The 25,204-nt window shown below is 38.8% G+C and carries 19 protein-coding genes; 13 read left to right on the top strand and 6 right to left on the bottom strand.

What is annotated here, in order from left to right; all coding sequences use genetic code 11:
- The first annotated feature begins 89 nt into the window (after positions 1-89).
- Complete coding sequence (locus BW964_RS06900) at positions 90-1,229, top strand: acyl-CoA dehydrogenase (protein ID WP_076505959.1); 1,140 nt, start codon at positions 90-92, stop codon at positions 1,227-1,229.
- Positions 1,230-1,254: 25 nt separating this feature from the next.
- Positions 1,255-1,620, top strand: a complete 366-nt coding sequence (locus tag BW964_RS06895) for a hypothetical protein (protein WP_073336748.1) — start codon at positions 1,255-1,257, stop codon at positions 1,618-1,620.
- Between the two features lie 90 nt (positions 1,621-1,710).
- Here BW964_RS06895 and BW964_RS06890 read toward each other — a convergent pair whose 3' ends face one another.
- On the bottom strand, positions 1,711-2,742 hold the full coding sequence (locus BW964_RS06890) for a cupin domain-containing protein (protein WP_076505958.1): 1,032 nt from the start codon (positions 2,740-2,742) through the stop codon (positions 1,711-1,713).
- A gap of 108 nt (positions 2,743-2,850) precedes the next feature.
- Positions 2,851-3,813, bottom strand: a complete 963-nt coding sequence (locus BW964_RS06885) for a DUF4349 domain-containing protein (protein WP_076505957.1) — start codon at positions 3,811-3,813, stop codon at positions 2,851-2,853.
- Between the two features lie 500 nt (positions 3,814-4,313).
- On the opposite strand from BW964_RS06885, the gene BW964_RS06880 reads away from it, so the two are divergent.
- Together BW964_RS06880 and BW964_RS06875 are read left to right on the top strand one after the other, a co-directional pair.
- Complete coding sequence (locus tag BW964_RS06880; RefSeq protein ID WP_076505956.1) at positions 4,314-4,808, top strand: hypothetical protein; 495 nt, start codon at positions 4,314-4,316, stop codon at positions 4,806-4,808.
- A gap of 16 nt (positions 4,809-4,824) precedes the next feature.
- Complete coding sequence (locus tag BW964_RS06875; protein ID WP_084175677.1) at positions 4,825-7,149, top strand: reprolysin-like metallopeptidase; 2,325 nt, start codon at positions 4,825-4,827, stop codon at positions 7,147-7,149.
- Positions 7,150-7,214: 65 nt separating this feature from the next.
- Here BW964_RS06875 and BW964_RS06870 read toward each other — a convergent pair whose 3' ends face one another.
- The 3 genes from BW964_RS06870 to BW964_RS06860 form a co-directional block, all read right to left on the bottom strand.
- Positions 7,215-8,810, bottom strand: a complete 1,596-nt coding sequence (locus BW964_RS06870; RefSeq protein ID WP_076505953.1) for a peptide chain release factor 3 — start codon at positions 8,808-8,810, stop codon at positions 7,215-7,217.
- A 273-nt stretch (positions 8,811-9,083) separates the two neighbouring features.
- Positions 9,084-9,788, bottom strand: a complete 705-nt coding sequence (locus tag BW964_RS06865; protein ID WP_076505951.1) for a hypothetical protein — start codon at positions 9,786-9,788, stop codon at positions 9,084-9,086.
- A 9-nt stretch (positions 9,789-9,797) separates the two neighbouring features.
- On the bottom strand, positions 9,798-10,490 hold the full coding sequence (locus BW964_RS06860; RefSeq protein WP_076505949.1) for a hypothetical protein: 693 nt from the start codon (positions 10,488-10,490) through the stop codon (positions 9,798-9,800).
- A 108-nt stretch (positions 10,491-10,598) separates the two neighbouring features.
- Here BW964_RS06860 and BW964_RS06855 point away from each other — a divergent pair, with 108 nt between their 5' ends.
- From BW964_RS06855 to BW964_RS06820, 8 genes are all read left to right on the top strand, one after another.
- On the top strand, positions 10,599-11,429 hold the full coding sequence (locus BW964_RS06855; RefSeq protein ID WP_076506696.1) for a CPBP family intramembrane glutamic endopeptidase: 831 nt from the start codon (positions 10,599-10,601) through the stop codon (positions 11,427-11,429).
- Between the two features lie 58 nt (positions 11,430-11,487).
- Positions 11,488-12,063: an RdgB/HAM1 family non-canonical purine NTP pyrophosphatase gene (rdgB, locus tag BW964_RS06850; protein ID WP_076506694.1), complete on the top strand. Its 576-nt coding sequence runs from the start codon at positions 11,488-11,490 to the stop codon at positions 12,061-12,063.
- 200 nt (positions 12,064-12,263) lie between these two features.
- Entirely contained in the window at positions 12,264-13,178 is a 915-nt protein-coding gene (locus tag BW964_RS06845) for a ribonuclease Z (protein ID WP_076505947.1), read from the top strand.
- Between the two features lie 7 nt (positions 13,179-13,185).
- Positions 13,186-13,956 (top strand): TIGR02757 family protein, encoded by a 771-nt coding sequence (locus BW964_RS06840; RefSeq protein ID WP_076505945.1) that lies wholly within the window; start codon positions 13,186-13,188, stop codon positions 13,954-13,956.
- Positions 13,957-13,967: 11 nt separating this feature from the next.
- Complete coding sequence (locus tag BW964_RS06835) at positions 13,968-14,516, top strand: DUF1003 domain-containing protein (protein WP_076505943.1); 549 nt, start codon at positions 13,968-13,970, stop codon at positions 14,514-14,516.
- Positions 14,517-14,749: 233 nt separating this feature from the next.
- A complete protein-coding gene (locus BW964_RS06830) occupies positions 14,750-17,113 on the top strand; it encodes a choice-of-anchor L domain-containing protein (protein WP_076505941.1) in 2,364 nt (787 codons plus the stop codon).
- 204 nt (positions 17,114-17,317) lie between these two features.
- A complete protein-coding gene (locus BW964_RS06825; RefSeq protein ID WP_228431992.1) occupies positions 17,318-20,884 on the top strand; it encodes a choice-of-anchor L domain-containing protein in 3,567 nt (1,188 codons plus the stop codon).
- Positions 20,885-20,992: 108 nt separating this feature from the next.
- Positions 20,993-23,374: a choice-of-anchor L domain-containing protein gene (locus BW964_RS06820; protein WP_076505937.1), complete on the top strand. Its 2,382-nt coding sequence runs from the start codon at positions 20,993-20,995 to the stop codon at positions 23,372-23,374.
- A 66-nt stretch (positions 23,375-23,440) separates the two neighbouring features.
- Here BW964_RS06820 and rsmA read toward each other — a convergent pair whose 3' ends face one another.
- On the bottom strand, positions 23,441-24,211 hold the full coding sequence (gene rsmA, locus BW964_RS06815) for a 16S rRNA (adenine(1518)-N(6)/adenine(1519)-N(6))-dimethyltransferase RsmA (RefSeq protein ID WP_073335067.1): 771 nt from the start codon (positions 24,209-24,211) through the stop codon (positions 23,441-23,443).
- 91 nt (positions 24,212-24,302) lie between these two features.
- Here rsmA and BW964_RS06810 point away from each other — a divergent pair, with 91 nt between their 5' ends.
- Positions 24,303-25,202, top strand: coding sequence for a cell division protein FtsX (locus tag BW964_RS06810; protein WP_076505935.1), 900 nt, complete (start codon positions 24,303-24,305; stop codon positions 25,200-25,202).
- Positions 25,203-25,204: the final 2 nt, after the last annotated feature.

Genomic DNA, 25,204 nt, shown 5'->3' with positions numbered 1-25,204 from the left:
GATCCCTGCTACCTGCTCTCTAATTTCCAATTCTATTTTCAGATTTCGTTAAAAAGTGTAAATTTACGGCTATCTAATTATTATTTTTTATGGACTTTAATTTATCGGAAGAACAGCTGATGATTCAGCAGGCTGCAAGAGATTTTGCACAAAATGAACTATTACCCGAAGTTATCGAAAGAGACCGCGACCAGAAATTCCCTACAGAACAAGTGAAGAAAATGGGTGAAATGGGACTTTTGGGTATGATGGTAGATCCTCAATACGGAGGTGCTGGGATGGATAGCGTTTCTTACGTTTTGGCCATGGAGGAGATCGCAAAAATAGATGCTTCTGCAGCGGTTGTAATGTCTGTAAATAACTCATTGGTATGTGCAGGTCTTGAAAAATTTGCTTCCGAAGAACAGAAAGTAAAATACCTTACTCCTCTGGCCAGCGGAAAGGTAATTGGAGCTTTCGCATTATCTGAGCCTGAAGCAGGTTCTGATGCTACTTCTCAAAAAACAACGGCAGAAGACAAAGGAGACTACTATCTTTTAAATGGGATTAAGAATTGGATTACCAACGGAGGAACTGCTTCTTACTATATTGTTATTGCACAGACTGATCCCGAGAAAAAACATAAAGGAATTAATGCTTTCATCGTAGAAAGAGGATGGGAAGGCTTTGAAATCGGTGTGAAAGAAGATAAACTGGGAATCAGAGGAAGTGATACCCACTCTTTGATCTTCAATAATGTGAAAGTACCGAAAGAAAACAGAATCGGAGAAGACGGTTTTGGCTTCAATTTTGCAATGGCTGTACTGAATGGAGGAAGAATCGGTATTGCTTCTCAGGCATTAGGGATCGCTTCAGGAGCGTATGAATTAGCTTTGAAATATGCTAAAACAAGAAAAGCGTTCAAAACTGAAATTATCAATCACCAGGCTATCGCATTCAAATTAGCAGATATGGCCACTCAGATTACGGCAGCAAGAATGCTTTGCTTCAAGGCAGCTTTTGAAAAGGATGCTGGTAAAGATATCTCTGAGAGTGGTGCAATGGCAAAATTATATGCATCTCAAGTGGCAATGGATACTACGATTGAGGCTGTACAGATCCACGGAGGATACGGATATGTAAAAGAATACCACGTAGAAAGAATGATGAGAGATGCGAAGATCACGCAGATCTATGAAGGGACTTCCGAGATCCAGAGAATTGTGATTTCAAGAAGCATCGCAAAATAAATTAATATAAAACACACTACTTATTATGAAAAAAACTTTGTGGATCAGTCTGGGAGTAGTCCTTATTCTGGTAAGCGTATTGGTATGGTATAAATACTTTTTCGTTTTTGGAGAGGGCGTAAAGTCCGGCTACCTGAATTATGCCATAAAAAAAGGCTATGTATTCAAAACCTATGAAGGAAAATTAATCCAGGAAGGTTTTGGAAAAGGGAAAACAGGAACCATTACAAGCTACGAGTTTGAGTTTTCTGTTAATGATCCTGAAGTTTTTAAGCAATTGGAAACCAACAGCGGTAAAACTTTTGATCTTCATTACAAAGAATACAATGGAGCACTTCCCTGGAGAGGAAACACAAAGTTTGTTGTAGACAAAGTAGTCAATATGAAATAGCGAAAGGCTCCCCACTGGGGAGCCTTTCTATTTACAAACCACTTACTATAATAATATATGAGCGCTTTTTCAAGCGATATTATTCTTTAATTATTTAATGATCAACTGATCTGATTTCGGAAACTTGTCAATAAGATCATCACCCACACCGAAATTACCTTTCAGAATATCTTTTGGATTTCCACTGATCCAGCTGCTCAGATCAATCGCTTCATACAAACCATTATTGAAACCCAGAAGAACGATCAGTTTTTCAGAGCCGATATTTTTGATGTAATGTCCGGCTCCCATGGGAACATACCCAACATCACCTTTTTCAAATTCATCCTTTACAAACTGCCCTTCGGCCAGAAAAACACCCATTTCTGCACGTCCCTGAATATAATATTGCCATTCGTCTGCATTAGGATGCCAGTGCATTTCTCTCAGCCCTCCGGGTTCTATCTCGAAGATACTGCCTGTAATAGTCCTGGCAATATTGAACTCCTTTTGGGTGACTACTCTTTGCAATCCACCGCCTGGAACCGTAATCGGCTGCTGTGCACCAAGTGGATAGCGATGCTTTGATACCAAAGAAACTTCATTTCTGGCCATTGAAATTCCCGAATGGATGTCCGGAAGTTCGCATTGAGCAAAATAAGCTTCTCCCTGATAAAGTTTTTTGACCTCATCTTCACTAATTCCCAGATTTTGCGCGGCAATCTCTGCAGGAACACTGGATATAAAATCCGTTATACTGAATGTATGGTCTTCTGAAAAATCCCCATTGTCAAAGATGAGAATGAAATGACAGCTTTCACTGCTGATACATTGTAATACATGGCCAAAACCTCTTGGGAAATACCAAACATCCCCCGGATTGAAAATATCAACTGAAACATTACCTTCCGGATCAATAACCGTTGTTCTCATTTGTCCTTCCAGAACATAGCCCCACTCTGCAGCATTTGCGTGCCAGTGAAGCTCACGGATAGCTCCAGGATCCAGATGCATGCTGACTCCGGCAAGATTTTGTGAAACTGCAAATTCTTTCACAGAAACCCCTCTGGTGATCCCACCCGGTCCTGGTCTTGGTGCTTTTTTCTCTAATTCATATTTAAAATTGGGAAGTACCTTGTCCATTGATTGTGATGTTTGTCTTAATAATATAAATGTAAGAAGAAGAATTGGGTTTAATTTTTCATATTCATTAAAATAATATTAAAAAAATCCACCTTTTGGTGGATTCTGTTATGACTGAGGAGTATTGTCCGTGGTATTTTTATTTTTCTTCTTATAAAAATAGTAGGCTATACCTCCGATAGCAAATAAAGGCCATAATGGTAATATAAAGAGGAAGATCGAAGTAATGACACCCCAGCCGGATGAAATGGCCGCCAGTGATTTTCCACCGAAAGTTTTAGGTTCTTTTTCAAGATCTGATTTGTCGGTAAGCGTTACCAGTATGCTGCATAAAGTATTATCTGTATAATTATTTCCGGAAACCTGAATGTTTTTATTGTCTACATCCCCGATACTGCTCAAATCATTCATTAAATCATCAAAATTCTGGATCGGAACCTTAATATCCATATAATAGACTTTCTGATTTGTTTCAGAATACGAAGATTCGTGTCTAACCGGCTCCACCGAAATATAGGAAAGTTCTTCACTTTTTACATATCCGTTATTTTTTACAGTCTCTTCTTTGACAAGCTCTTTTACGGTTTCTGCATGGTCTGCTTTTACAGACAACAATCCGGTTTTTACCATTTTGTCTTTAGGAGCATTCAGCTCATAGCTGTCATTTTTGGGTTGATTTTTATAGATGATCTTGGTTTCTTTGATCACCTTTGGAGCCGGGACGTTGACGATGACCTTTTCAATTTTCTTCTCTGTAGAATCATTTTTCTCAATTTTTGATTCCAGTTTTGTGGATGCAATTTTATCAGACAAGGAATCTACCATTTTGGCCGTACTTTTTATCTTCTGCTGAATCTCCCCTTGGGTATCTTCAAAATCTTTTATTTTGACAGTGGCTGAATCCATCATCCTGTCTGCAGTATGATTAATAGAACGTACGGCTTCATTAGCAGCAGATGCTGCGCTGTCCGCAGTATGTAAAGTATCTTCCATCTGAGATTGTGCAGTTTCTCCTTTTTTACACATGATAAAAGTGCTTGATAAAGCGACCAGTAATATGAACTTTTTCATAACATTAATTTTTTGATGAAGTAAAATTAGGAGGGATGATCAGAAATTAATTGTAAATAGAATGTATTATATTAGTAAAGATTTATGCGTTTGAAAATCAGCTTATTGAATTTATTTTACAAAAGATTTACAAAATAGAAGCGATAAGAGTATTGCTTTTATTTTTTCTGTGGTCATGATATTGAGAATAAACCAATCGTTCAAAAGAAGTACATGCTTTTACGGTAAATCTTTAAAGATTAAAATATTTTTGAAATTAAGATCTGATCATTTTACTCTACAGGATGGATACCAAAGTGCTTGCAGACCCATTTTTGCAAAGGGAAGTGGCTTGATAATTACTTTTATTCTTTAATTGATGGTATTTCTTTAATAATTGTGTAATTTTAACGACTTATTATTATGTTTTGGGGTGGATTTATATTTATTAAATAATTTTTAAAAAAAATATTCAAAATGCTACCTACGAATATTTACATTTGCATATTAATATTTTAATAATGAAAAGAGTATTTTTGTTCATCTTTCCGTTGTTTTTATTTGGACTTGGAGGAGGTTCAGGTTGTACAAACGTTTCTGCTACAAAAAATGGGATTAAACAGGCATCCGTAATGACCAGAAATAATAATGAAATAAAATTTTCAGAAGTACGAAGGCTGAATAAAAATATACCATTAAAAGAATACACCGTTTTACAATCTTTTGAAGAGATAGTGAAATTATACAGCACAATGGAAGATAAGAGGTTTTCCCGGTCACAACCCATTCCTACGCTATCTGAAAATGAGTTTCTTCTTGTATTGAAGCCTCAATTGAAAAAACAACCGTATGGTGATATTGAAATAGTGAGGATGGAAGAAGAGCAGTCTGTTTTAAATGTTTACTATAAAGAAATTGATAACGAAGAATATTTATTGAATAAAGAAAAGAATCCCATACTGATTCTTAAAATAGAAGGAAAAATTCCTTCAGGTGTTAAGCTAATAAATTCTTAATTTTAAAAGAAAATAAATGAAGAAAAAATTACTAGTTTTGGGAACCTTACTCATGTTTTCAGCAGTGGGGTTTGCTCAAAAAAATTATTGGAAAAAAACTGACTCAAAAATCGACAGCGAAATTCGTGAAAGTAAGGTAAGAATTACTGATTTCGCTTTGTTTAAACTTAACATCAGTGAGATTCAAAATCAACTCAAAAATTTGCCGGACAGTGATCTGCATCTGTCTCAAAAGGGTATTTTGATGAATTTTCCAAACCTTGAAGGAGGTTTTGACACGTATGAGATTTTCGAATCATCAACGATGCATAGCGATCTTCAGAATAGATATGCTGATATCCGGTCTTATACCGGCTTTAAAAAAGGCGACAAATCAACAGTTTTAAAGTTTAGCATAGATCCTTATTTTGGATTGAGTGGGATCATCAGAAATAATCAGGGAATTTACTATATCGATTCGTACACCAAAGATAATAAGGTTTACAAGCTTTATGACAGAAAAAATGCGTCATCTGCCAATCCGTTTGAATGTCTTTTTAATGGAAATAGTGAACTGGATGAATCTGCTTTAAGTGCTCAGAAAACAGTTATTGACGGATTAAACAGAAAGTATAGGCTGGCTATTACGACAACAGTGGAATACACTGCTTATATCGCAGGGCAAGCTGGTGTAGGTTCAGGAACCGATGCTCAGAAAAAAGCGGCAGTTCTTGCGGCTGTTAATCTGGCGGTAACAAGATTAAATGAAGTTTTTGAAAGGGATATTGCAGTAAGATTACAGCTTATTGCCAATACGGATTCCCTTTTCTTCATCAGTACAGATACTTTTAATACCCTGGATGCAGGACAGATGTTAAATGAAAATATCACGGTTACCAATACCATTATTGGAGCTGCCAACTACGATATTGGACACTTGTTCTTTCAGGCTAATGCAGGAAATGACAATGGTTTGGCAGCCACTCCTTCCATTTGTGGAAATAGCAAAGCAGGTGGAGTTACAGGTTCAGCAGTTCCGGTAGGGGATCCTTTTGTAATAGATTATGTAGCCCATGAAATGGGGCATCAGTTTGGAGCCAATCATACCCAAAATAATAACTGTAACAGAAATACACCTACATCCATAGAGCCGGGAAGTGCAAGCTCTATTATGGGATATGCCGGTATTTGCGCTCCCAATGTGCAAGCCCATAGCGATGCTTATTTTCATGCAGTAAGTATTGCGGAAATGTATACCCGGTTAACTTCAGGTACTACCTCTAACTGCGGTGTTAAAACGCCTATTGCTAATACAGAGCCCATTGCAAATGCCGGACCTGATAAAAGTATACCGAAAAGTACACCGTTTATGCTGACAGCTACTGCAACAGATGCAGATAATGATCCTCTTACATATACCTGGGAACAAACTGATTTTGGAGTTGGAACTATGCCGCCTCAAGCCGTAAATGCAGTGGGACCTCTTTTCAGATCTGTTATGCCTACAGCATCGCCTTCAAGATACTTTCCCAGATTGTCAACCATTGTGTCGGGCTATGACCCTGCAATTGTGACTCCTACAGATGTGAGAGCATGGGAAAAGCTTGCTTCCCGAGGAAGAGATCTTAATTTTTCAGTTCTTGTAAGAGATAATAACCCTCTGGGAGGCCAGACAGGACGTGATAATGTGAAACTTACCGTTGTAGATGGCGCTGGACCTTTCTTGGTTACTTCACAAAATACAGCAGGAGTGGTTTGGAGTGAAGGTCAGTCCTATGCTATTACCTGGGATGTGGCCAATACAACAGCTGCCCCTGTAAGCACGCCTAATGTAACAATCCTTTTGTCAAAAGACGGCGGTCTTACTTTCCCAACTGTTCTGGTTGCAAGTACACCTAACAATGGTTCTTATAATTATACGGTTCCGGGTGGTCTGGGAACGATTTCAAACAGTGCCAGAATCATGGTAAAAGCCGTGGATAATGTATTTTTAAATGTCAATTCACAAAATTTTACAATTAATTCATCAGCAGTAGTGGTTCCGGGTCCAAACCCTGGAAATCCGGTTATCACCCCTACAAGAATATATCAGGGGCTAATGATCTATCCGGTGCCTTCCAATGATGGCTATGTTTACATTAAAGCCGATTTCCCTAGACAAATTCCTTTGCGTCCTTACGTTATTACGTACGAAATATTTTCAATGGATGGGAAACTGATTGTCCCTAAAAAGACCAAATACATATTTGACCAGGATCTGCAACAGATTAACCTGAAACATTTACCTACTGAATCTTATATGATTCATGTGACCGTAGATGGTGAGAAAATTGTTAAGAAATTAATGATGATCCCTAGGTAAATTATCCAAATAGATACCATAAAAAAAACCGTTCAGATGAACGGTTTTTTGCTTTTTATGGCCCTTTAGTTTTGTTGAAATTCACTGATAAAATGCAATTTTACATTCGGGAATTTTTCCTGGGTCATATGAATCGTGAATGATGAATCTGCAAGGAAGACAAGCTGGTTGTATTTATCTCTTGCAAGGAAACGCTGCTTTAATCTTGCGAATTCTTTAAACTCTTCAGATTTTTCATCAGCTTCTATCCAGCATGCTTTATGCATTGAAAGAGGTTCGTAGGTACATTTTGCACCATATTCATGCTCCAGACGGTATTGGATAACCTCATACTGAAGCGCACCCACGGTTCCGATGATCTTTCTGTTATTCATTTCCATAGTAAAGAGCTGGGCAACTCCTTCATCCATCAGCTGATCAATACCTTTAGCCAATTGCTTAGCTTTAAGCGGATCGCTGTTGTTAATATAACGGAAATGCTCCGGAGAGAAACTGGGAACTCCTTTGAAGCTTAATTTCTCACCACCAGTCAATGTATCTCCGATTCTGAAACTTCCCGTATCGTGAAGCCCTACGATATCACCAGGGAAACTTTCATCCACCACTTCTTTTTTATCGGCAAAAAATGCATTGGGAGACGAGAATTTCATTTTCTTGTTTTCTCTTACCAACAGATAGTTTTCATTTCTTTTGAAGGTTCCCGAAACTATTTTTACGAACGCAAGCCGGTCTCTGTGTTTAGGATCCATATTCGCGTGGATCTTGAAAACGAATCCCGTAAAATTACTTTCTTCAGGTTTTACAAGACGGGTATCACTCTCTTTAGGTTGGGGCATCGGTGCAATTTCGATGAATGCATCCAGTAACTCACGGACTCCAAAATTATTTAAAGCTGAACCAAAGAAAACAGGTTGTAAGTCACCTGCCATATATTCTTCACGGTTGAATTCAGGATATACCGACTGTACAAGTTCAAGCTCGTCTCTGAGACTTTGAGCTGCTTTTTCTCCGATCACCTCATCTATGGAAGGATCATTGATATCATCAAACTTAACGGTTTCCCCTACTTTCTGCTTCTTTTCTTCAAGGAAAAGCTGAATATTGTTCTCCCAGATATTATAAATTCCCTGAAAGTCACTTCCCATACCAATTGGAATAGATAACGGAACTACTCTTAATCCTAATTTCTGTTCTACCTCATCCAAAAGATCAAAAGCATCTTTACCTTCACGGTCAAGTTTATTGATGAAAACTAGCATAGGAATATTTCTCATTCTGCAGACCTTCACCAGTTTTTCTGTTTGCTCCTCAACCCCTTTAGCAACGTCGATTACTACAATCACAGAGTCTACAGCAGTTAAAGTTCTGTAAGTATCTTCAGCAAAATCTTTGTGACCCGGTGTATCAAGGATGTTAATTTTGTGATCTTTATATTCAAAAGCCAATACAGAAGTCGCTACAGAGATTCCTCTCTGTCTTTCGATTTCCATAAAGTCGGAGGTAGCTCCTTTTTTTATTTTGTTGGACTTTACCGCACCGGCTTCCTGAATTGCCCCCCCGAAAAGAAGTAATTTTTCCGTAAGGGTTGTTTTTCCGGCATCCGGGTGGGAAATAATCCCGAAAGTCTTTCTTTTTTGTATTTCTTTGATTAAGTCTGACATAGTGTATTTTGAAGTTGCAAAAATCGGGATTTTTTATGAGGTTTCAAATAATTTACCGGAATAAATGGTTGAGAGTTTTGAAGAAAAGCTGCAAGATTATGGATAAGGGGTTTCCGGAGTAAAAGGATTGGAGTTTTAACAGAAGTACTTATCGTGGGGAATAAAGAGATTTTGGTAGTTTAAGGACGTGGTTTAAAAAGTTTATTAATACAAACGTTCATTATCTAACATCTGAAATCTAGCATCTGACATCTGACATCTAATTTCTAACTTCTATTTCAAAAAAAGCACCAACAGATACAATAGCCCAAAAAGAACAGCCATGAAAAGAAGGGTGATAAGCCATTCAAGACCTTTCCATTTTTGAACATAACTTGTTTTGTCTGTCAGATTATATTCTTCAAGGGTATATTGTCCAATGGTAAGATCCGGTCTGAATATTTGTATTCCCTGCAGAAAATGTCTGTAGAGTTCAGACTTGTTTTTAAATTGGTAATAACTGTAATTAAAATCAATAAAAGTGGTCTCAATTTGATTTGACTTATTTTTCCTGAAGATTCTTAATGATTTGGTAAAGGAAGGTTGTGTACTCGTGTTGTCACTGACATCAGGGAGAAAAGGATCCTTAGATTTACATAAATCAGAATATAATGTGTTGTCAATGAGCTCTTTTTTATAATTGTAAACGTGAGCGCCATTTTCATCAACGACAATTCTTTTGAAGTATTTTTTCTTTGCACCAACGATATGAATAATCAGAAATAGACAACAGGAAATAAGGATAGCTTCGGTAATAAGGATCATGAAAAAATGACTGCGATTATAGGACAAATCATGGAAGCCGTGCTCAAAAAGTTTATAAAAAAGCAAAACGGTGATAGTCATTATGACAGCGATCGTTACCCATACCAAACCAAGTGCAGCATAAGTTAGAGGCCGGTTAATCTCCGATTCCATTATTTTAAATTTCTGCTTCATATCTGCTATTTAACCAAAAGAAAAGACCAGCCAAACAATAAGCCCGCAGATAAAGAGCGTGGCTAAAAGGATGATTAAAAATAAATATTTTGCCCCTTTTTTATTCACTTCCCAGGTTTCAGGATCAATAAAATAATTATTAAAAACCTGTGGGGCGATTTTCAGTTCCGGTCGGAAAACACTGATTCCTCTCAAAAGATGGGCATATAATGTATAACGGTCTTTGACAACGTGCAACGGAAGATTCATTTCGATACGCAAAGGTTTCGCGGCTTCTTTTTCAGATCCGGTAAAGACTTCAAGCAGAGGCATCATTCCGCTGCTTCCGGTACTCACTGATAAAACATCATAGTCTTTGCCGGAAGAAACAAGATCACTGTAAAGAATTTGATGGACAACCTCACGTTTTAAATTACAATACAGAATTCCGGTTTCATCAACGATGATTTTGCTTGCAATAAGATTCCTTTTAAGTAGATATTCTTTTACTGTAGGAATCAGAATACCTAGTCCTACGGGAAAACAGATTAATGCCGGAAAAAGCATGACTTCAATACCTCTCTTGTAAATTCCATAAGCAGGAAGAGCAATAAGAAAGGCAAAACCCAAAAGTAACATACCGTAAACCAGGGTCTGAAGCATCAATGTCGGGAACCAACTGATTTTAGATTCTATCCTCTGAAAAGGCTTTTCGGAGTTCATTTTTTAATGTGATTTGGATGAGTAGGCGAAAATAAGTATTTCCTTTTTTAGTTGCTTAAGGGATTCAAAAAAATTATCTTTGTTTTTATAAAATTTTACAGAAAAAGCATGGAAAATAGCAGATATCCGAAGTTTACTTTCACATGGATCGGAGGTCTTGTCTTGTTGGCGGGATTATTCATAGGAACAATGGCTGTTTCTTTTTTTGGAAGTTTCTGGAAAATAGCTTTCAGAGAAAATCTCGAACTAAAAGACTGGTTTTTAATGCTGACCAATGCCGCCGGATTTTTGACTGCGATCGCCTTTTTTGATTTCTTTATTGTGAGGCCTTCAACAGGAAAAAAATTGAATTTTAATTTTTCTCCAACGAATTTTTACACCTACCTCCTTATATTTCCTATGATGATCGGGATGATGTTGATTTCAGAATTCATCACCTCTCTAATTCCCATAACAGGACCATTCTGGGGGAAATACTATGAATATTTCTCGCAACTGATGGAGCAGCTGACCTTTGAACCGGTCATTATGATCATCATGACGGTAATTATGGCGCCTATTTTTGAGGAAATTATTTTCAGAGGAATTATTCAGAAAGGATTGGTAAATAAAGGCGTAGATCCCCGAAGAGCTATTTTCTATGCATCCATCATCTTCGGACTGGTTCATGGAAATCCATGGCAGTTTGTAGGGGCGGTATTGCTGGGCTGCGTGCTGGGACTGGTATATCAGAAAACAAAGTCTCTGTTGCTGCCGATGTTGCTGCACGGATTTAACAATCTGTGTTCTTCAATGCTGGTCACTTATACCAAAAGCGAAAGTTTCGCAGACGCTTTCAAAATTTCAGAATGGATCATTCTGGCGGTAGGAGTGGTGCTTTTTTCTTTATTTTATTATTTGTTTACGGAAAAATATAAAGTGCATTATTCTGAAATTTAGGACAAAGAAGAAATAAAATTAACCGTAACAAGAGGAACGGACAAAAATGAATATAGATATGGAATTATTAGTTGCTACTCACAACATACACAAGAAAGAAGAGATTCAGCAGATCCTTGGAAATGATTTTACAGTAAAAAGCCTCACAGATTATAATATTCATGAAGAGATTGTAGAGGATGGCGATTCTTTTAATGCCAATGCTCTGATCAAAGCGAAATATTGTTTTGAAAAAACGGGAATTCCAAGCTTGGGAGATGACAGCGGTCTTGCTGTTGAATCTTTGGATGGCAGACCCGGAATTTTTTCGGCACGTTATGCAGGAGACCATGATTTTGCGAAAAACATGGAAAAGGTTTTAGGTGAATTGGAAGGAGAAGAAAACAGAAAAGCTTATTTCATTACAGTTTTATGCTATTATGACGAAAATGAAGCCCGGTATTTCGAAGGTAGAGTTCATGGAAATATATTAACAGAAAATAAAGGACACAAAGGTTTCGGTTATGATCCTATTTTTGTCCCTCAGGGATATGACAAAACTTTTGCAGAAATGAATCCTGATGATAAAAACAAAATAAGCCACCGCAAACAGGCGTTGGATCTGTTTCTGGATTTCTTAAAAGTAAAAGATTAATGTATTCAACGGAAAACCATAGATTTTTACGGAAATTAAGCTGTTTTCTGCAATTCCATACAGGCTTTGCTACCGGTACAATGTAAACGGTTTTACTGCTTTTTTCTTTTTATAAATCCTATGCTTTTCAGTATTTAAAATTAAATCTAAAATTTATGTTTAGATTTTCTGTCGTACATTTGTTATAATAAACTATTGATTTGAGTACTTATTTAACGATACTAGGCTTTAATTCAGCTATTCCGACGATTAATTCTTCCCCCACGGCCCAGCTGCTGGAAATAGAAGAAAGACACTTTCTGATCGACTGTGGTGAAGGAACACAGGTACAGCTGAGAAAAGCAAAAGCAAGATTTTCAAAGATCAATCATATCTTTATTTCGCATCTTCACGGAGATCATTGTTTCGGTCTACCAGGGCTTATTGCCTCTTTCCGTCTGCTTGGAAGAGATATTCCTCTGCATGTTTACGGCCCGAAGGGAATCAAAAAAATGCTGGAAACCATCTTTCAGATCACAGAAACGCACCGCGGCTTTGAAGTGGTGTATCATGAGCTGGATAAAGACTATTCCGAAAAGATCTATGAAGACAGCAGGGTAGAAGTATATACCATTCCTTTGGATCACAGAATATACTGTAACGGTTATCTTTTTAAGGAAAAACCAAAAGACAGACATCTGAATATGAAGGAGATTGCCAAGTATAGTGAAATAGAATCTTGTGATTATCACAATATAAAAGCTGGAAAAGATTTCGTATTAAGTGATGGCTACGTTTTAAAAAATGAAGTGCTGACGATTGATCCTGCACCTCCGGTTTCATATGCTTTCTGCAGTGATACCCGCTATCTCGAAAGCATACTTCCGATCATTAAAAAGGTAACAGTTCTGTATCATGAATCAACATTCCTGCATGATTTGAAAGAAATGGCTGACTATACAGGGCATTCAACGGCCTTGGAAGCGGCAACAATTGCCCAGAAAGCTGAGGTAGGAAAACTTATCCTGGGACATTTTTCCAATAGATATGCAGACCTTACCGTATTCACGGATGAAGCCAGGAATGTTTTTCCCAACAGCTATCTTCCTAAAGCCCTCGAAAGCGTAAAAATTTAAAACCTGCATGCTTAATTTTGAAGAACTAAAAAGCTTTTTGAACGAAAAAGCAGATCAGTACAACAGTCCGGATTTCATAGAAGACGACCCCATACAGATTCCGCACCGCTTTACTTTAAAACAGGATGTAGAAATTGCCGGTTTTCTGGCGGCTACTATTTCCTGGGGAAACCGAAAATCAATCATTAAATCTGCGGATAAAATGCTTGATATTATGGGGAATTCTCCATATGATTTTGTGTTAAACCATTCGGAAAAAGACTTGGAAATCCTTCAGAACCAAAGTATCCACAGAACTTTTAACGGAGAGGATTTTGCTTATTTCATCAGGCAATTCAATAAGATCTATAAAGACAATGAAAGTCTTGAAAATTTATTTATAGTAAAGGATCCGGAGACTAATTTTCTTCATGCCATTGAAAGATTCAGGGAAAGTTTTCTGGAAACAGAGAAACACAGAAGTCATAAACACGTTAGTTCGCCCTACAAAAACTCTTCTTCCAAAAGGATTATTATGTTCCTTCGCTGGATGGTACGAAAAGATAAACATGGCGTAGATTTTGGTATTTGGAAAAATATTGATCAGAAGCACTTATCTATTCCTTTGGATGTACATACAGGGAATATTTCAAGGAAACTAGGTCTGGTTTCCAGAACGCAGAATGACTGGAAAACCGTGGAAGAACTGGACGCAGCCATCAGAAAATTTGACGGGAATGATCCTGCTAAATATGATTTTGCGCTATTTGGCCTCGGAGTGACAAAGGAACTCTTATAAAACAGGAAAGGATGAAAAAAGAAACAGAAAAAACAGAAGTATTAGAAAAAATAGCGAACGGAATTACCTGGTGGGTAGGTTCTATACCTTCACTGATCGTTCATACTTTATTCTTTATCACTTCATTTCTATTACCAATGCTCAATCTTGTTGAGTTTGATAAAATGCTTTTGATCCTTACCACAGTGGTTTCTCTGGAAGCCATATATCTCGCTATTTTTATCCAGATGTCGGTTAATAAAAGCCATGAAAAAATTGAAGATATCCAGGAAGATATTGAGGAAATCAGTGAAGATATTGAAGACATCCAGGAAGATATTGAAGAGATCAGTGAAGACATTGAGGAGATCAGCGAAGATATTGAAGAGATCAATGAGGATATTGAAGATATTCAGGAGGATATCGAGGAGATCAATGAAGATGAAGATGACGAAGATCACAACGAAAGAGCTAAGAATGTCATCCTTAAAAGCAATGTGAATTCCAATAAAAATGAAATCAAAGCCTTAAAAGATATTATCAGCCAGCTTCAAAATGAAATTGATCAGTTGAAGAAATAATAAAAAACAGACAGGAAATAAAGATTCCGACTATGAAAATATAAAAAGCAGATCGCCTCATGTACGGTCTGCTTTTTTGTTATTTTTTAATTAAAGTGAAACTCTACCATTTTTGTGGATTATTTAAATATAAAATATATTTGTTGTGAATGTGTATGGTGAATTATTTGAAAATGCTTAAATAGGGTGGTTTTTCATGATATTTTTGCTACATTTGAACAAACAATAATAAAATGTTCAATTATAGACTGAATAATTACTTTTTCATTACCATGTTTCTATTGGCTTCTGTTTCTGCTTTTTCACAGAGAATGGACAGAAAAGTGAAGCCTGAAAAGTTTAGTGCGCAGAGTAAAAAGGCAGGTGCATTTATTGATGTAAATGTACCCACTTACGTACCATCTAGCTACACGATAGACCAGCTTGTAAAAAATGTTCTGATCTCTGGTGGGTCTGTCTGTGCTGCTCCTAATGTCACCAATGTAACCATATCACCGAATCAGCCGGCAACAGATACAGAAAGAGCCTGGGGATATTTTCATAAAGGAACTACCGATTTTCCCTTTAATGACGGATTAGTGCTTGTTACCGGTAAGGCCAGAAGAGCAGGAAATGCTTTAGAAGGACCGGGTGCATTAGGAGACGTTGTTCCTGGAGCCGGAATGAATGATCCTGATCTGGTAGCAGCGATCAATCCTCCTGGTAATCTTAAAGATGTAGTGTCTTTAGAATTTGATTTCGTTCCGAACAGCAATCAGGTTAAATTTAATTACTTATTTGCTTCAGAAGAATACACAAGCGGATTTCCATGTGGTGACTTTGCGGATGGTTTTGCGCTCCTCCTTAAAAAAGTTGGTGACCCAACTTATACCAATTTAGCAATTCTGCCCAACGGAGCAGGACCTGTAAGTGTTCTAAATATTGTACCCCAGGGAGTAGGATGTGATGGAGAAACGATTAATGAGCAATACTTCGGAGGACTGAATACTCTGAATGTCGAAACCAATTTTATAGGGAGAACAATTCCTCTTAAGGCTGTTGCCACCGTAATTCCTGGTCAGACCTATCATTTTAAAATGATTTTGGCAGATGCAATTGATAATGGCTATGATTCTGCGGTATTTCTGCAGGGAGGGTCTTTTGATATCGGGATGACGATTGTTGACGGCAATGGAAATCCTCTCGGAGACACTTTGAATATGTGTGATAACACCCCGCAGACTTTAAAAGCCCAGGTATCTGCCGTTCCCGGAATGACCTACAAATGGTATAAAGATGGAGTACTTATCCCTTTTGCTACCAATGCAGTGTATGTAGCCAATTCACCCGGAGTATATGAGGTGAAAACTTTTGTGGGAGCGACTGAATGTCAGAAAGCCACCATTACCATCATAGGCGGAACTTCTCCTGCTGCTCAAAATGCAACACTTAAGCTCTGTGCAACTCCAACGCTCAGTACTTTCAATTTAGACTTTGCCAAGCCACAGATCAGCACAACGCCGGGAGCGGTATTCCGCTTTTATACCACTCAGGCTGATGCCCAGGCACAGAATAACAGTTTTATTACCACTACCACCAATTATAATGGTACAGACGGACAAGTGATCTACGTATTAGTTTCAAACGGAGCTTTCTGTAGCAAGATTGTCACATTGACCTTAAGAAGAGAAGAGACTCCTGTTGCTCAGCTGAATGCACCGAGATTGAGAATATGTGAAGGAGAATCTCTGATCATAACGGCTTCCGGTGGGGTAACCTATCAATGGGCGGATACTTCCAGTACAGGAGGAGTAAGAACCATAAGTCCAACCCATACGACGACCTATACCGTATACGCTATTGGTGCGCAGGGATGTAAATCTCTGCAACCGGCAACCATTACCATTGATGTGGTTCCGGCTATTGTATCTTCCCTGAAAGGAGGACAAATCTGTGAAGGAGATATGATCCTTTTAGATGCAGGATCAGGACCCGGATATATTTATGAATGGAATACAGGTGAAACCACTCAGGCTATTACTGTGGGAATGCCGGGAGAATATACCGTAAAAATCAGCAATGGAGTTTGCTCTAAAGAATTTAAAACCCAGGTGATCCGTGCTGTAGTTCCGCAAGTCATCAAAGTAGACTATAATGTTAATGGAACGATGGTCCTTACGGCAAGCAATCCCAGCAACGGGACACTGGAATACTCTGTAGACAATGGTTTTACATGGCAGTCTTCCAATGTATTCTCCAATGTTCCTAAAAATACGGTGATATCCATTCGGGTTAAAGTGAAGAATACCAGTTGTGAAGGATTCTTAGAATACTTTACGTTCGTGATGAAGAATGTGATCACACCAAACGGGGACAACGTTAATGATATTATTGATTTTAGTGGAGTAAGCAGCTATAAAGACTTTAAAGGTTTTGTTTTCGACCGTTACGGAAGAGAAGTGTTCAAGGCTGGTAAAACCAGACCGTATTGGGATGGGTTTTTCCAGGGGAAACGTTTACCTACTGCCTCTTACTGGTATCAGGTGACCTATCAGGATCCAGCAAGTAAAGAGACCGCCGTGAAAACCGGATGGATTCTTCTTAAAAATTTAGAATAATCACCTAAGTAATATACGGGAGGGCTGGCATAATCGCCAGCCTTTTTTATTATTTTTAAATAAAGTGAATTTATACTGTAGAATAAATAAACTTATATAGATGACAATGTAAATTGTGTTAAATTAAGTTTCAATCAAAAAAAATAGTATTTTTGTTTAAAATACTATAAAATGTTAAATAGGAGGATTGGAAATTTATTTTTGATGTTATTTTTTGCATTCATCGGCAGTTTTGTTTTTGCTCAAAGCATAGACAGAGCCACGATTCCTGCGAAAAAAGCTAACGCAAATTCTATGAAAGCAGGTCTTTTCATAGATGTAAATACCCCCAATTATCCCGAATCTAACTACAGCGTTACGCAATTGGTCAAAGATGTGCTGATATCCGGAGGAGCCTGCTCTACATCGAATGTAAGCAATGTCAACGTTTCCCCTAATTTAGCGGTCAATGATGCTGGAAGAAGCTGGGGTTTTTTTAATAAAGGAACTACCGGTTTTCCATTCGAAAAAGGAATAGTTCTTTCAACAGGACATGCTGCAAAAGCTGGTAATAACTATCAGGGACTTTTAAATGATGGTTTGAATACCTTGGGAGATGTAGATCTTGCCACTGCTTTAGGCATCAATGATTTAGAATTGAGAGATGCGACCTACATTGAATTTGATTTTGTACCGGCTTCTACAGAAGTTTCATTCAGATACTTATTTGCCTCCAAAGAATATGCACCGGGATTCCAGTTTGCCTGTACCAAATCAGACGGATTTGCATTGCTGTTAAAAAAGGCAAGTGATCCTACCTACACCAACCTCGCAGTGCTTCCCGGAAATGCAGGACCTGTAAGTGTGACCAATATCCACCCGGCCATTCCCGGAGGTTGTGGCGCGGTAAACCCAACTTATTTCGCAGGCATAAATAATCCGTTGGTTGAAACTAATTTTGATGGCCGAACGGTACCTTTAACAGCAAAAGCTACTGTAATTCCAGGTCAGACCTATCACTTCAAAATGGTTTTAGCTGACTTTAGTGATAGAAATTACGACTCAGCCGTATTTCTGGAAGCAGGTTCATTTGATATCGGAGTGAAAATTTTAGATCCTGCCGGAGTGCAGCTTCCTTCATCGATTAATATGTGTGACAATGCTCCTCAAACCTTTACCGCTTCAGTACAGGTTCCTAACGTTACATATCAATGGTTTTTAAATAATAATCCTATTCAGGGCCAGACCGGACCAAGCTACACGGCTACACAGCCCGGAGTATACAGTGTTCAGGTATTCATTCAGGGAAATACATGTCCGGGAACGGGAACCATTACCGTAGTGGGAGGAACTTCTCCTACCGTCCAGAATGCAACCCTTACAGCTTGCTATTCCGCGGGAAATGCTACTTTTAATCTCCCTTCCGCGCAGACTTCTATAAGTACAACCCCAGGGGCAAGCTTTGCGTATTATCTTAACCAGGCAGATGCCCTTGCAGGAAATACCAACACCATTCCAAGTCCTGCAACCTACTCAAGTCCTGGAGGCCAGACCGTATATGTTCTTGTCAAAAATGGCTTCTGTTCAAAGGTTGCTCAATTACAGCTGGTAAAAGCTCCTCAAATGACGGCATCGATTTTACCACCGCCGGTTTTAACCTGCGTGAGCTCACAGGCTACTTTAAATGCGTCAGCATCGGTTTATCCTGCCGGATCTGTTTTCAACTGGACCACTACAGGGGGAAATATCGTTTCTGGCGGAAATACACTAAATCCGGTGATCAATGCCCCGGGAACCTATACTTTAACCATATCAAATACCTATCAGCCGGGAAGTGTGATCTGTACCGCTGTTGCTAACGTGACTGTTACAGGAGACAGCGCTCCTCCTGTTACAGGACTTACAGCCAGTAAAATACAGATATGTAACGGTGAATCAGTTGTTTTAACGGCGTCAGGAGGTACTACCTACAACTGGACAGCTCCGGCTCTTCCGGGAACAGGAAATACACAAACTGTATCACCTACTACAACAACTACTTACACGGTAACCGCTGTAGGAGCCAATGGCTGTATATCACAAAATCCTGCAACGATCACCATTGAGGTTTCACAGCCCATCACTGTACAGAATGCCGTATTGCATAAATGCTATGCTCCGGGATTGACTTTTGATCTTACCACTGCCCAGAGCCAGATCACTTCTGCGGGAGCCGGTGTTACTTTTACATACTATGTTCTTCAGGCTGATGCTCTTGCAGAAAATAATAATTTTATTACAGCACCTACTGCGTATGCTCCACCAGCAAATCAAACGATATATGTTTTGGTAAAAAATGGAGGATGTCACTATGTAGTTTCACTTCAATTACTGAAAACAGCTGAAACAACGCTTACTATAGCTGCACCGCAGCAAATTACCTGTGCAACACCTCAAACAACATTAAATGCATCAGCATCCGTAGTACCAGCAGGATCTACCATTGCCTGGACAGCAACGGGAGGGGGAAATATTGTATCAGGGGCTAATACACTCAATCCTGTCGTTAACGCAGGAGGGGTTTATACCCTTACCGTTTCCAATGTATCCCAGCCAGGAAATTTAACATGTACCTACACCGCTACGGTTACAGTAACTCAAAATACAGCTTTGCCAACTGCTACTCTCGTATCATCACAACCTAGAATATGTTTAGGGGAATCTGTAACATTAACCGCTTCAGGAGGGGTAACCTATAACTGGACAGGGCTTGCCGGAAATGGTGATACGCAGATCGTTTCCCCTACGACAAACACAGTATACACGGTATATGCAGTGGGTGCCAACGGATGTATTTCTGCAACCCCTGCCACGGTTACTGTTTTGGTGGGACCTCCTACCGCAGGAATAGCGGCATCAAAAACAAAAATATGTGCAGGAGAATCTGTTACTCTTACCGCTACCGGAGGGTTCACCTATAATTGGGTAGGGCTTCCGGGGAATGGAAATACACAGGTAGTTTCCCCTACAGTTACGACAGAATATTCCGTATTTGCACTTGGTGGCAATGGCTGTAGCTCTCTTCAGGCTGCAAAAGTGACCATCGAAGTGGTACCGGCAATTGTTTCTACCCTGCAGGATGTTTATGTATGTGCAGGAGATACAGGTGTTTTAGATGCAGGGGCAGGACTGAATTATACCTATCTATGGAGTACGGGGGCAACGACACAGACGATATCGACCAGTGTTGTGGGCACCTATACAGTGACCATCAGTAATAGTGTGTGCTCTAAGGTTTTCACCGCGAAATTATTAAATCCTGATTTGCCTCAGTTTACGAATGTAGTATATGACAATCATGTGCTTACCATCACAACAAGCAATCCTACGGGAGGTGTTTTGGAATACTCTATAGACGGTGGCGTTGTTTGGCAGAATTCTAATATGTTTTATAATGTTTTAAATAATACCAACTACCATTTGATGGTAAGGGTTAAAGATGCAAACTGTAGTACATCATTAGATTACTTTACATTTGTGATCAGCAATGCCATCACGCCTAATATGGATGGAGTAAATGATACGGTTGATTTCTCAGGACTTAGAGGGTATAATAATTTTGCAGCGTCAGTCTTTGACCGATATGGAGCAGAGCTCTTCAGGGCAACCAAGACAGACGCTGTCTGGAGAGGATCTTTAAAGGGGATGAATTTGCCAACAGGCACCTACTGGTATAAAGTACAGTGGGAAAACCCGGCCAGTAAAAAACTGGAGCAACGTTCAGGCTGGATTTTGCTAAAAAATAGGAACTAACAGGTAAACCTTCCATATTTGGAAGGTTTGCTTTTTTTACGTTAAAAAAAAATGAAAAAATAGAGGATATATTTGAAAATAAATTAAATTTGTTAAAACAAAAGTATTATGCGAAGAAATCTCTTATTTTTTTTATTTTTCTTAGTCATCTCGACCTTTTCATATTCACAAACAGACGGGCCCCGTAAGCCCCCCAAAAATAAACCCTCAGGATCAGCTGTTCAGAAAGCAGGCAATTTTATTGATGTTAATGCAGCGGGATATACCCAATCTACCTATTCTATTACACAGTTGGTAAAAGATGTATTGATATCATCAGGAACAAATACTTGTGTTACCCCTACAGTATCCAATGTCAAGATAACACCGAACCATGCTGTTACAGATGCTGACAGATCTTGGGGATACTTTCATCAGGGAACCACCAATTTCCCTTTCAAAGACGGTATTGTACTCTCTACCGGAAAAGCCAGAAGAGCAGGGAACAGCCAGGAAGGAAACCTGAGTGATAACAATGGAGGAGGAACAGATTCTGATCTTGCTCAGGCGATAGGATCTACGGGAACGTTGACAGACGCCGTTCTTTTGGAATTTGATTTCGTACCGACCACCTCTCAAATTAAATTTAATTATCTATTGGCATCAGAAGAGTACTATGGATCATTTCCTTGCTCATATGCAGATGCTTTCGCCATTCTCCTCAGACCCACATCAGGAGGACCTTATCAGAATATGGCGGTCCTTCCATCAGGAGCAGGACCTGTAAGTATTACCAATATTCACCCGGCTATTTCAGGATTTCCGGGATGTGCTGCTATCAACGAACAATATTTTGGAGGCTATAATACGAACCATGCCAGTCAGATCAATTTTGAGGGAAGAACAATTCCTCTTACTGCAACTGCAACTGTAGTGGCAGGTCAGGAATATCACTTTAAGATGGTGGTAGCTGATTATTCTCCAGGTAGCTTCGAAGACCACGCTTATGATTCTGCCGTGTTTTTGGAAGGAGGATCGTTTAATATAGGAGTGGAACTTTTAGGGCCTAATGGCATTAAACTACCCTCTGATATTAATGTATGTGATAACGTACCCCAGGTGATCACCGCATCAGTAAGTGATCCTAATTTATTATACCAATGGTTCCTCAATGGAACGCCAATTTCTGGGGCAACCACGAATAGTATTACAGCCGTACAGCCTGGAATATATACTATTGAAGTAAGTGTTCCCGGAAATCCTTGTCCGGGAAGAGCAACGATAGAAATTCATGGAGGGACAACTCCGCAGGCACAGGATGCAACATTGCTTCTTTGTACGACACCAGACATTACCACCTATGATCTGACCAATGCTATGCCGTCTATAAGCCCTACACCCGGAGCTGTATTCAGGTTCTATGTCGATCAGGCTGATGCAGTGGCTCAAAACGGGAACTACATTCAGAATGTTTTAAATTATAACGGAACTGATGGCCAGATTTTATACACCGTAGTTTCCAATGGAGGCTTCTGTAGCAAACTGATAGAATTAAAACTTCTCAAAGAAGCAACCCCTGTAGCAGGTGTGAAATCTTCAAGAATAAAAATATGTCCGGGAGAAGCCGTAACCCTTACTGCTGAAGGAGGGGTGACGTACCAGTGGGTAAACTTTCCGGGTACAGGCAATACACAGACCGTAACCCTTCACCAGACGACCACATTCACGGTGTATGCGGTAGGAGCGAAAGGATGTCGTTCATTAAACCCGGCTACCATCAAAGTAGAGGTAACCCCGGAAATCACGTCCCCTTTAAAAGATGTGGAAATGTGTCTGGGTGACCGTATTACACTTGATGCAGGGGCAGGTCCCAATTATAAATATTTATGGAGTACGGGAGCTACAACGCAGACCATAACCGCAGACAGCTGGGGCGTTTATACGGTGGAAATAGATAATGGGTTCTGTAAAAAGATTTTTACTGCGAAAGTAGGAGGTGCAGCAACCCCGTATGTGATCGGCATCAATTATGAAAGTGCCAAAAAAACAGTCACCATCATTGCTGAGAATCCTCCGATGAACAATACCCCAAGTACTTTAGAGTATTCAATAGACAATGGAATCACATGGCAACCGTCCAATGTCTTTACCAGTCTTTTAGATAATACCAATTATACCGTATTGATAAGAAGAGTAGGAACCCATTGCGTAGGAACATTTGACTTCTATACCCTTCAGATCAATAATATCATTACCCCTAATGATGACGGTATTAATGATGTTCTGGATCTTAAAGCTCTTGCAGAATTCAAAAACTTCACAGGATCTGTTTATGACAGATATGGGGTGGAAATGTTCAGATTCTCTAAAGAAAAACCGATATGGGATGGAACAGTAGGAGGTAAGAGACTCTCTACCGCGACGTATTGGTATAAATTTAATTTTGAATATCCTAAATCAAAAGTTCAGATGAACTGGTCCGGATGGATCATGCTGAAGAACAGGGAATAAAATAAAACATAGACAAAAAAGCCTTTCAAGAAAACTTGAAAGGCTTTTTTATTTTTAAGATTGTTTCTATTGGTTTTGCTTCCAGAGATTGGCAAAGCCTATAAAATCAAGAACACTAAGTTCTTCCGCTCTTTTATCCAAGAATTCGTGAGTTTTTAAAGCTTCGGGAATATTCAGAACTTTCAGTGAGTTTGAAAGTTTTTTTCTTCTCTGATTAAATCCAGCTTTCACAATTTGTTTAAAAAGAACTTCATTTCCTGCCAGACCTTCTTTAGGGTTTCTGGTGAGTCTGATTACTCCGGATTTTACTTTTGGAGGTGGATTGAAGACGTTTTCATGAACAGTGAACAGATAGGTCACATCATAATATGCCTGAATCAGAACTGATAGAATACCGTAATCTTTAGTTCTTGGTACGGCAGCTGTTCTTTCGGCAACTTCCTTTTGAAACATACCTACCATTTCAGGAACCTGCTGATAATAATCAACGATCTTAAACAGAATCTGAGAAGAGATGTTGTACGGAAAATTACCAATAATGGCGATCTCCTCTCCATTGATAAAGTTAAAGTCCTGTTTCAGAAAATCTCCCACAAAGGCATTTTCTATGATCTTTGAATAATTCTTTTTAAGGTATTCAATAGATTCTGTATCGATCTCTGCAAGGTAGATGGTCTGATCCTTGTCGAGAAGATATTTGGTAAGGACCCCCATTCCGGGACCTACTTCCATGACATTTTTATAGTCTTCATAGCTAAGACCTTCCACGATTTTTCTCGCGATATTTTCATCTGTCAGGAAGTGCTGTCCAAGATGCTTTTTTGCTTTTACACTCAACGTTTTTTATGATTTTATTAACAATGATTTTCTTTATTTCGTCCCAAATTTCGGAAGTTTTTTTCTAATTTAGCCAAAAATTTTAATATTAATGGCTAAATCTGTAGATGAGTTTAATAAGAAAAGGCTTCGGTCCAGCAATATTACTGTAGTAATAAGTATCGCATTAGTGTTATTTTTGTTAGGGTTAATGGGGCTTATTTTAATCAATGCCCAAAAGTATTCTGACTATATCAAAGAGCAATTGGTAGTCAATGCCTATTTTGATGAAAACTATGATGCGAAAGATTCTGTAAAGATTGCAAAACTAGAGGAAGAAACTTTTAAAAAGGTACAGACGTTAGCTCCTGTAAAGAAAGCGACCTATATCACAAGAGACATGGCTGCGAAAGAAGCCAAGAAAACGATGGGGATAGACAGCGATGCGCTTTTTGAAGAAAACATTTTCCCTTCATCCATCGAAGTGGCATTAAAACCAGAATACGTAGACCCTGCAAAAATTGACGGAGCAATCAAGATTATAAAATCCGTTCCCGGTATTGTAGATGTTAAAAATGACAGTACTTTAATGGTGGATGTTTACAATAACCTGAGCAGAATCTTGAAATGGATTTTAGGATTCTCTATTCTGTTCCTGATACTGGCCGTAGTATTGATTAATAACTCCATCAGACTGAAAATATTCTCGAAGAGATTTATTATCAAAACCATGCAGCTGGTAGGAGCAAAAAGGAGGTTTATCCTTAAACCATTTATCATAGAAGCTATTATTCTTGGGGCTATCGGATCTACTATTGGTCTTTTGGCACTGGGGGGCGTATGGTATTATTTCACAAGCCAGATTGGTTCGGCTTTCGTACAGGATAACAACCAGTATTTCTGGCTGATTGTTTTAGTACTGGGAGTTGGAGTTTTTATTTCTGTCTTAAGTACCATTTTCGCTACATGGAGATTCCTAAAATCAAACGTTGACGATCTATATTATTCTTAATA

The organism is Chryseobacterium shigense (assembly GCF_900156575.1).
In the GTDB taxonomy this organism is placed as follows: Bacteria; Bacteroidota; Bacteroidia; order Flavobacteriales; family Weeksellaceae; genus Chryseobacterium; species Chryseobacterium shigense.
The sequence above is the reverse complement of the archived record's forward strand: the minus strand, read 5'-3'. Positions and strand labels throughout refer to the sequence as shown.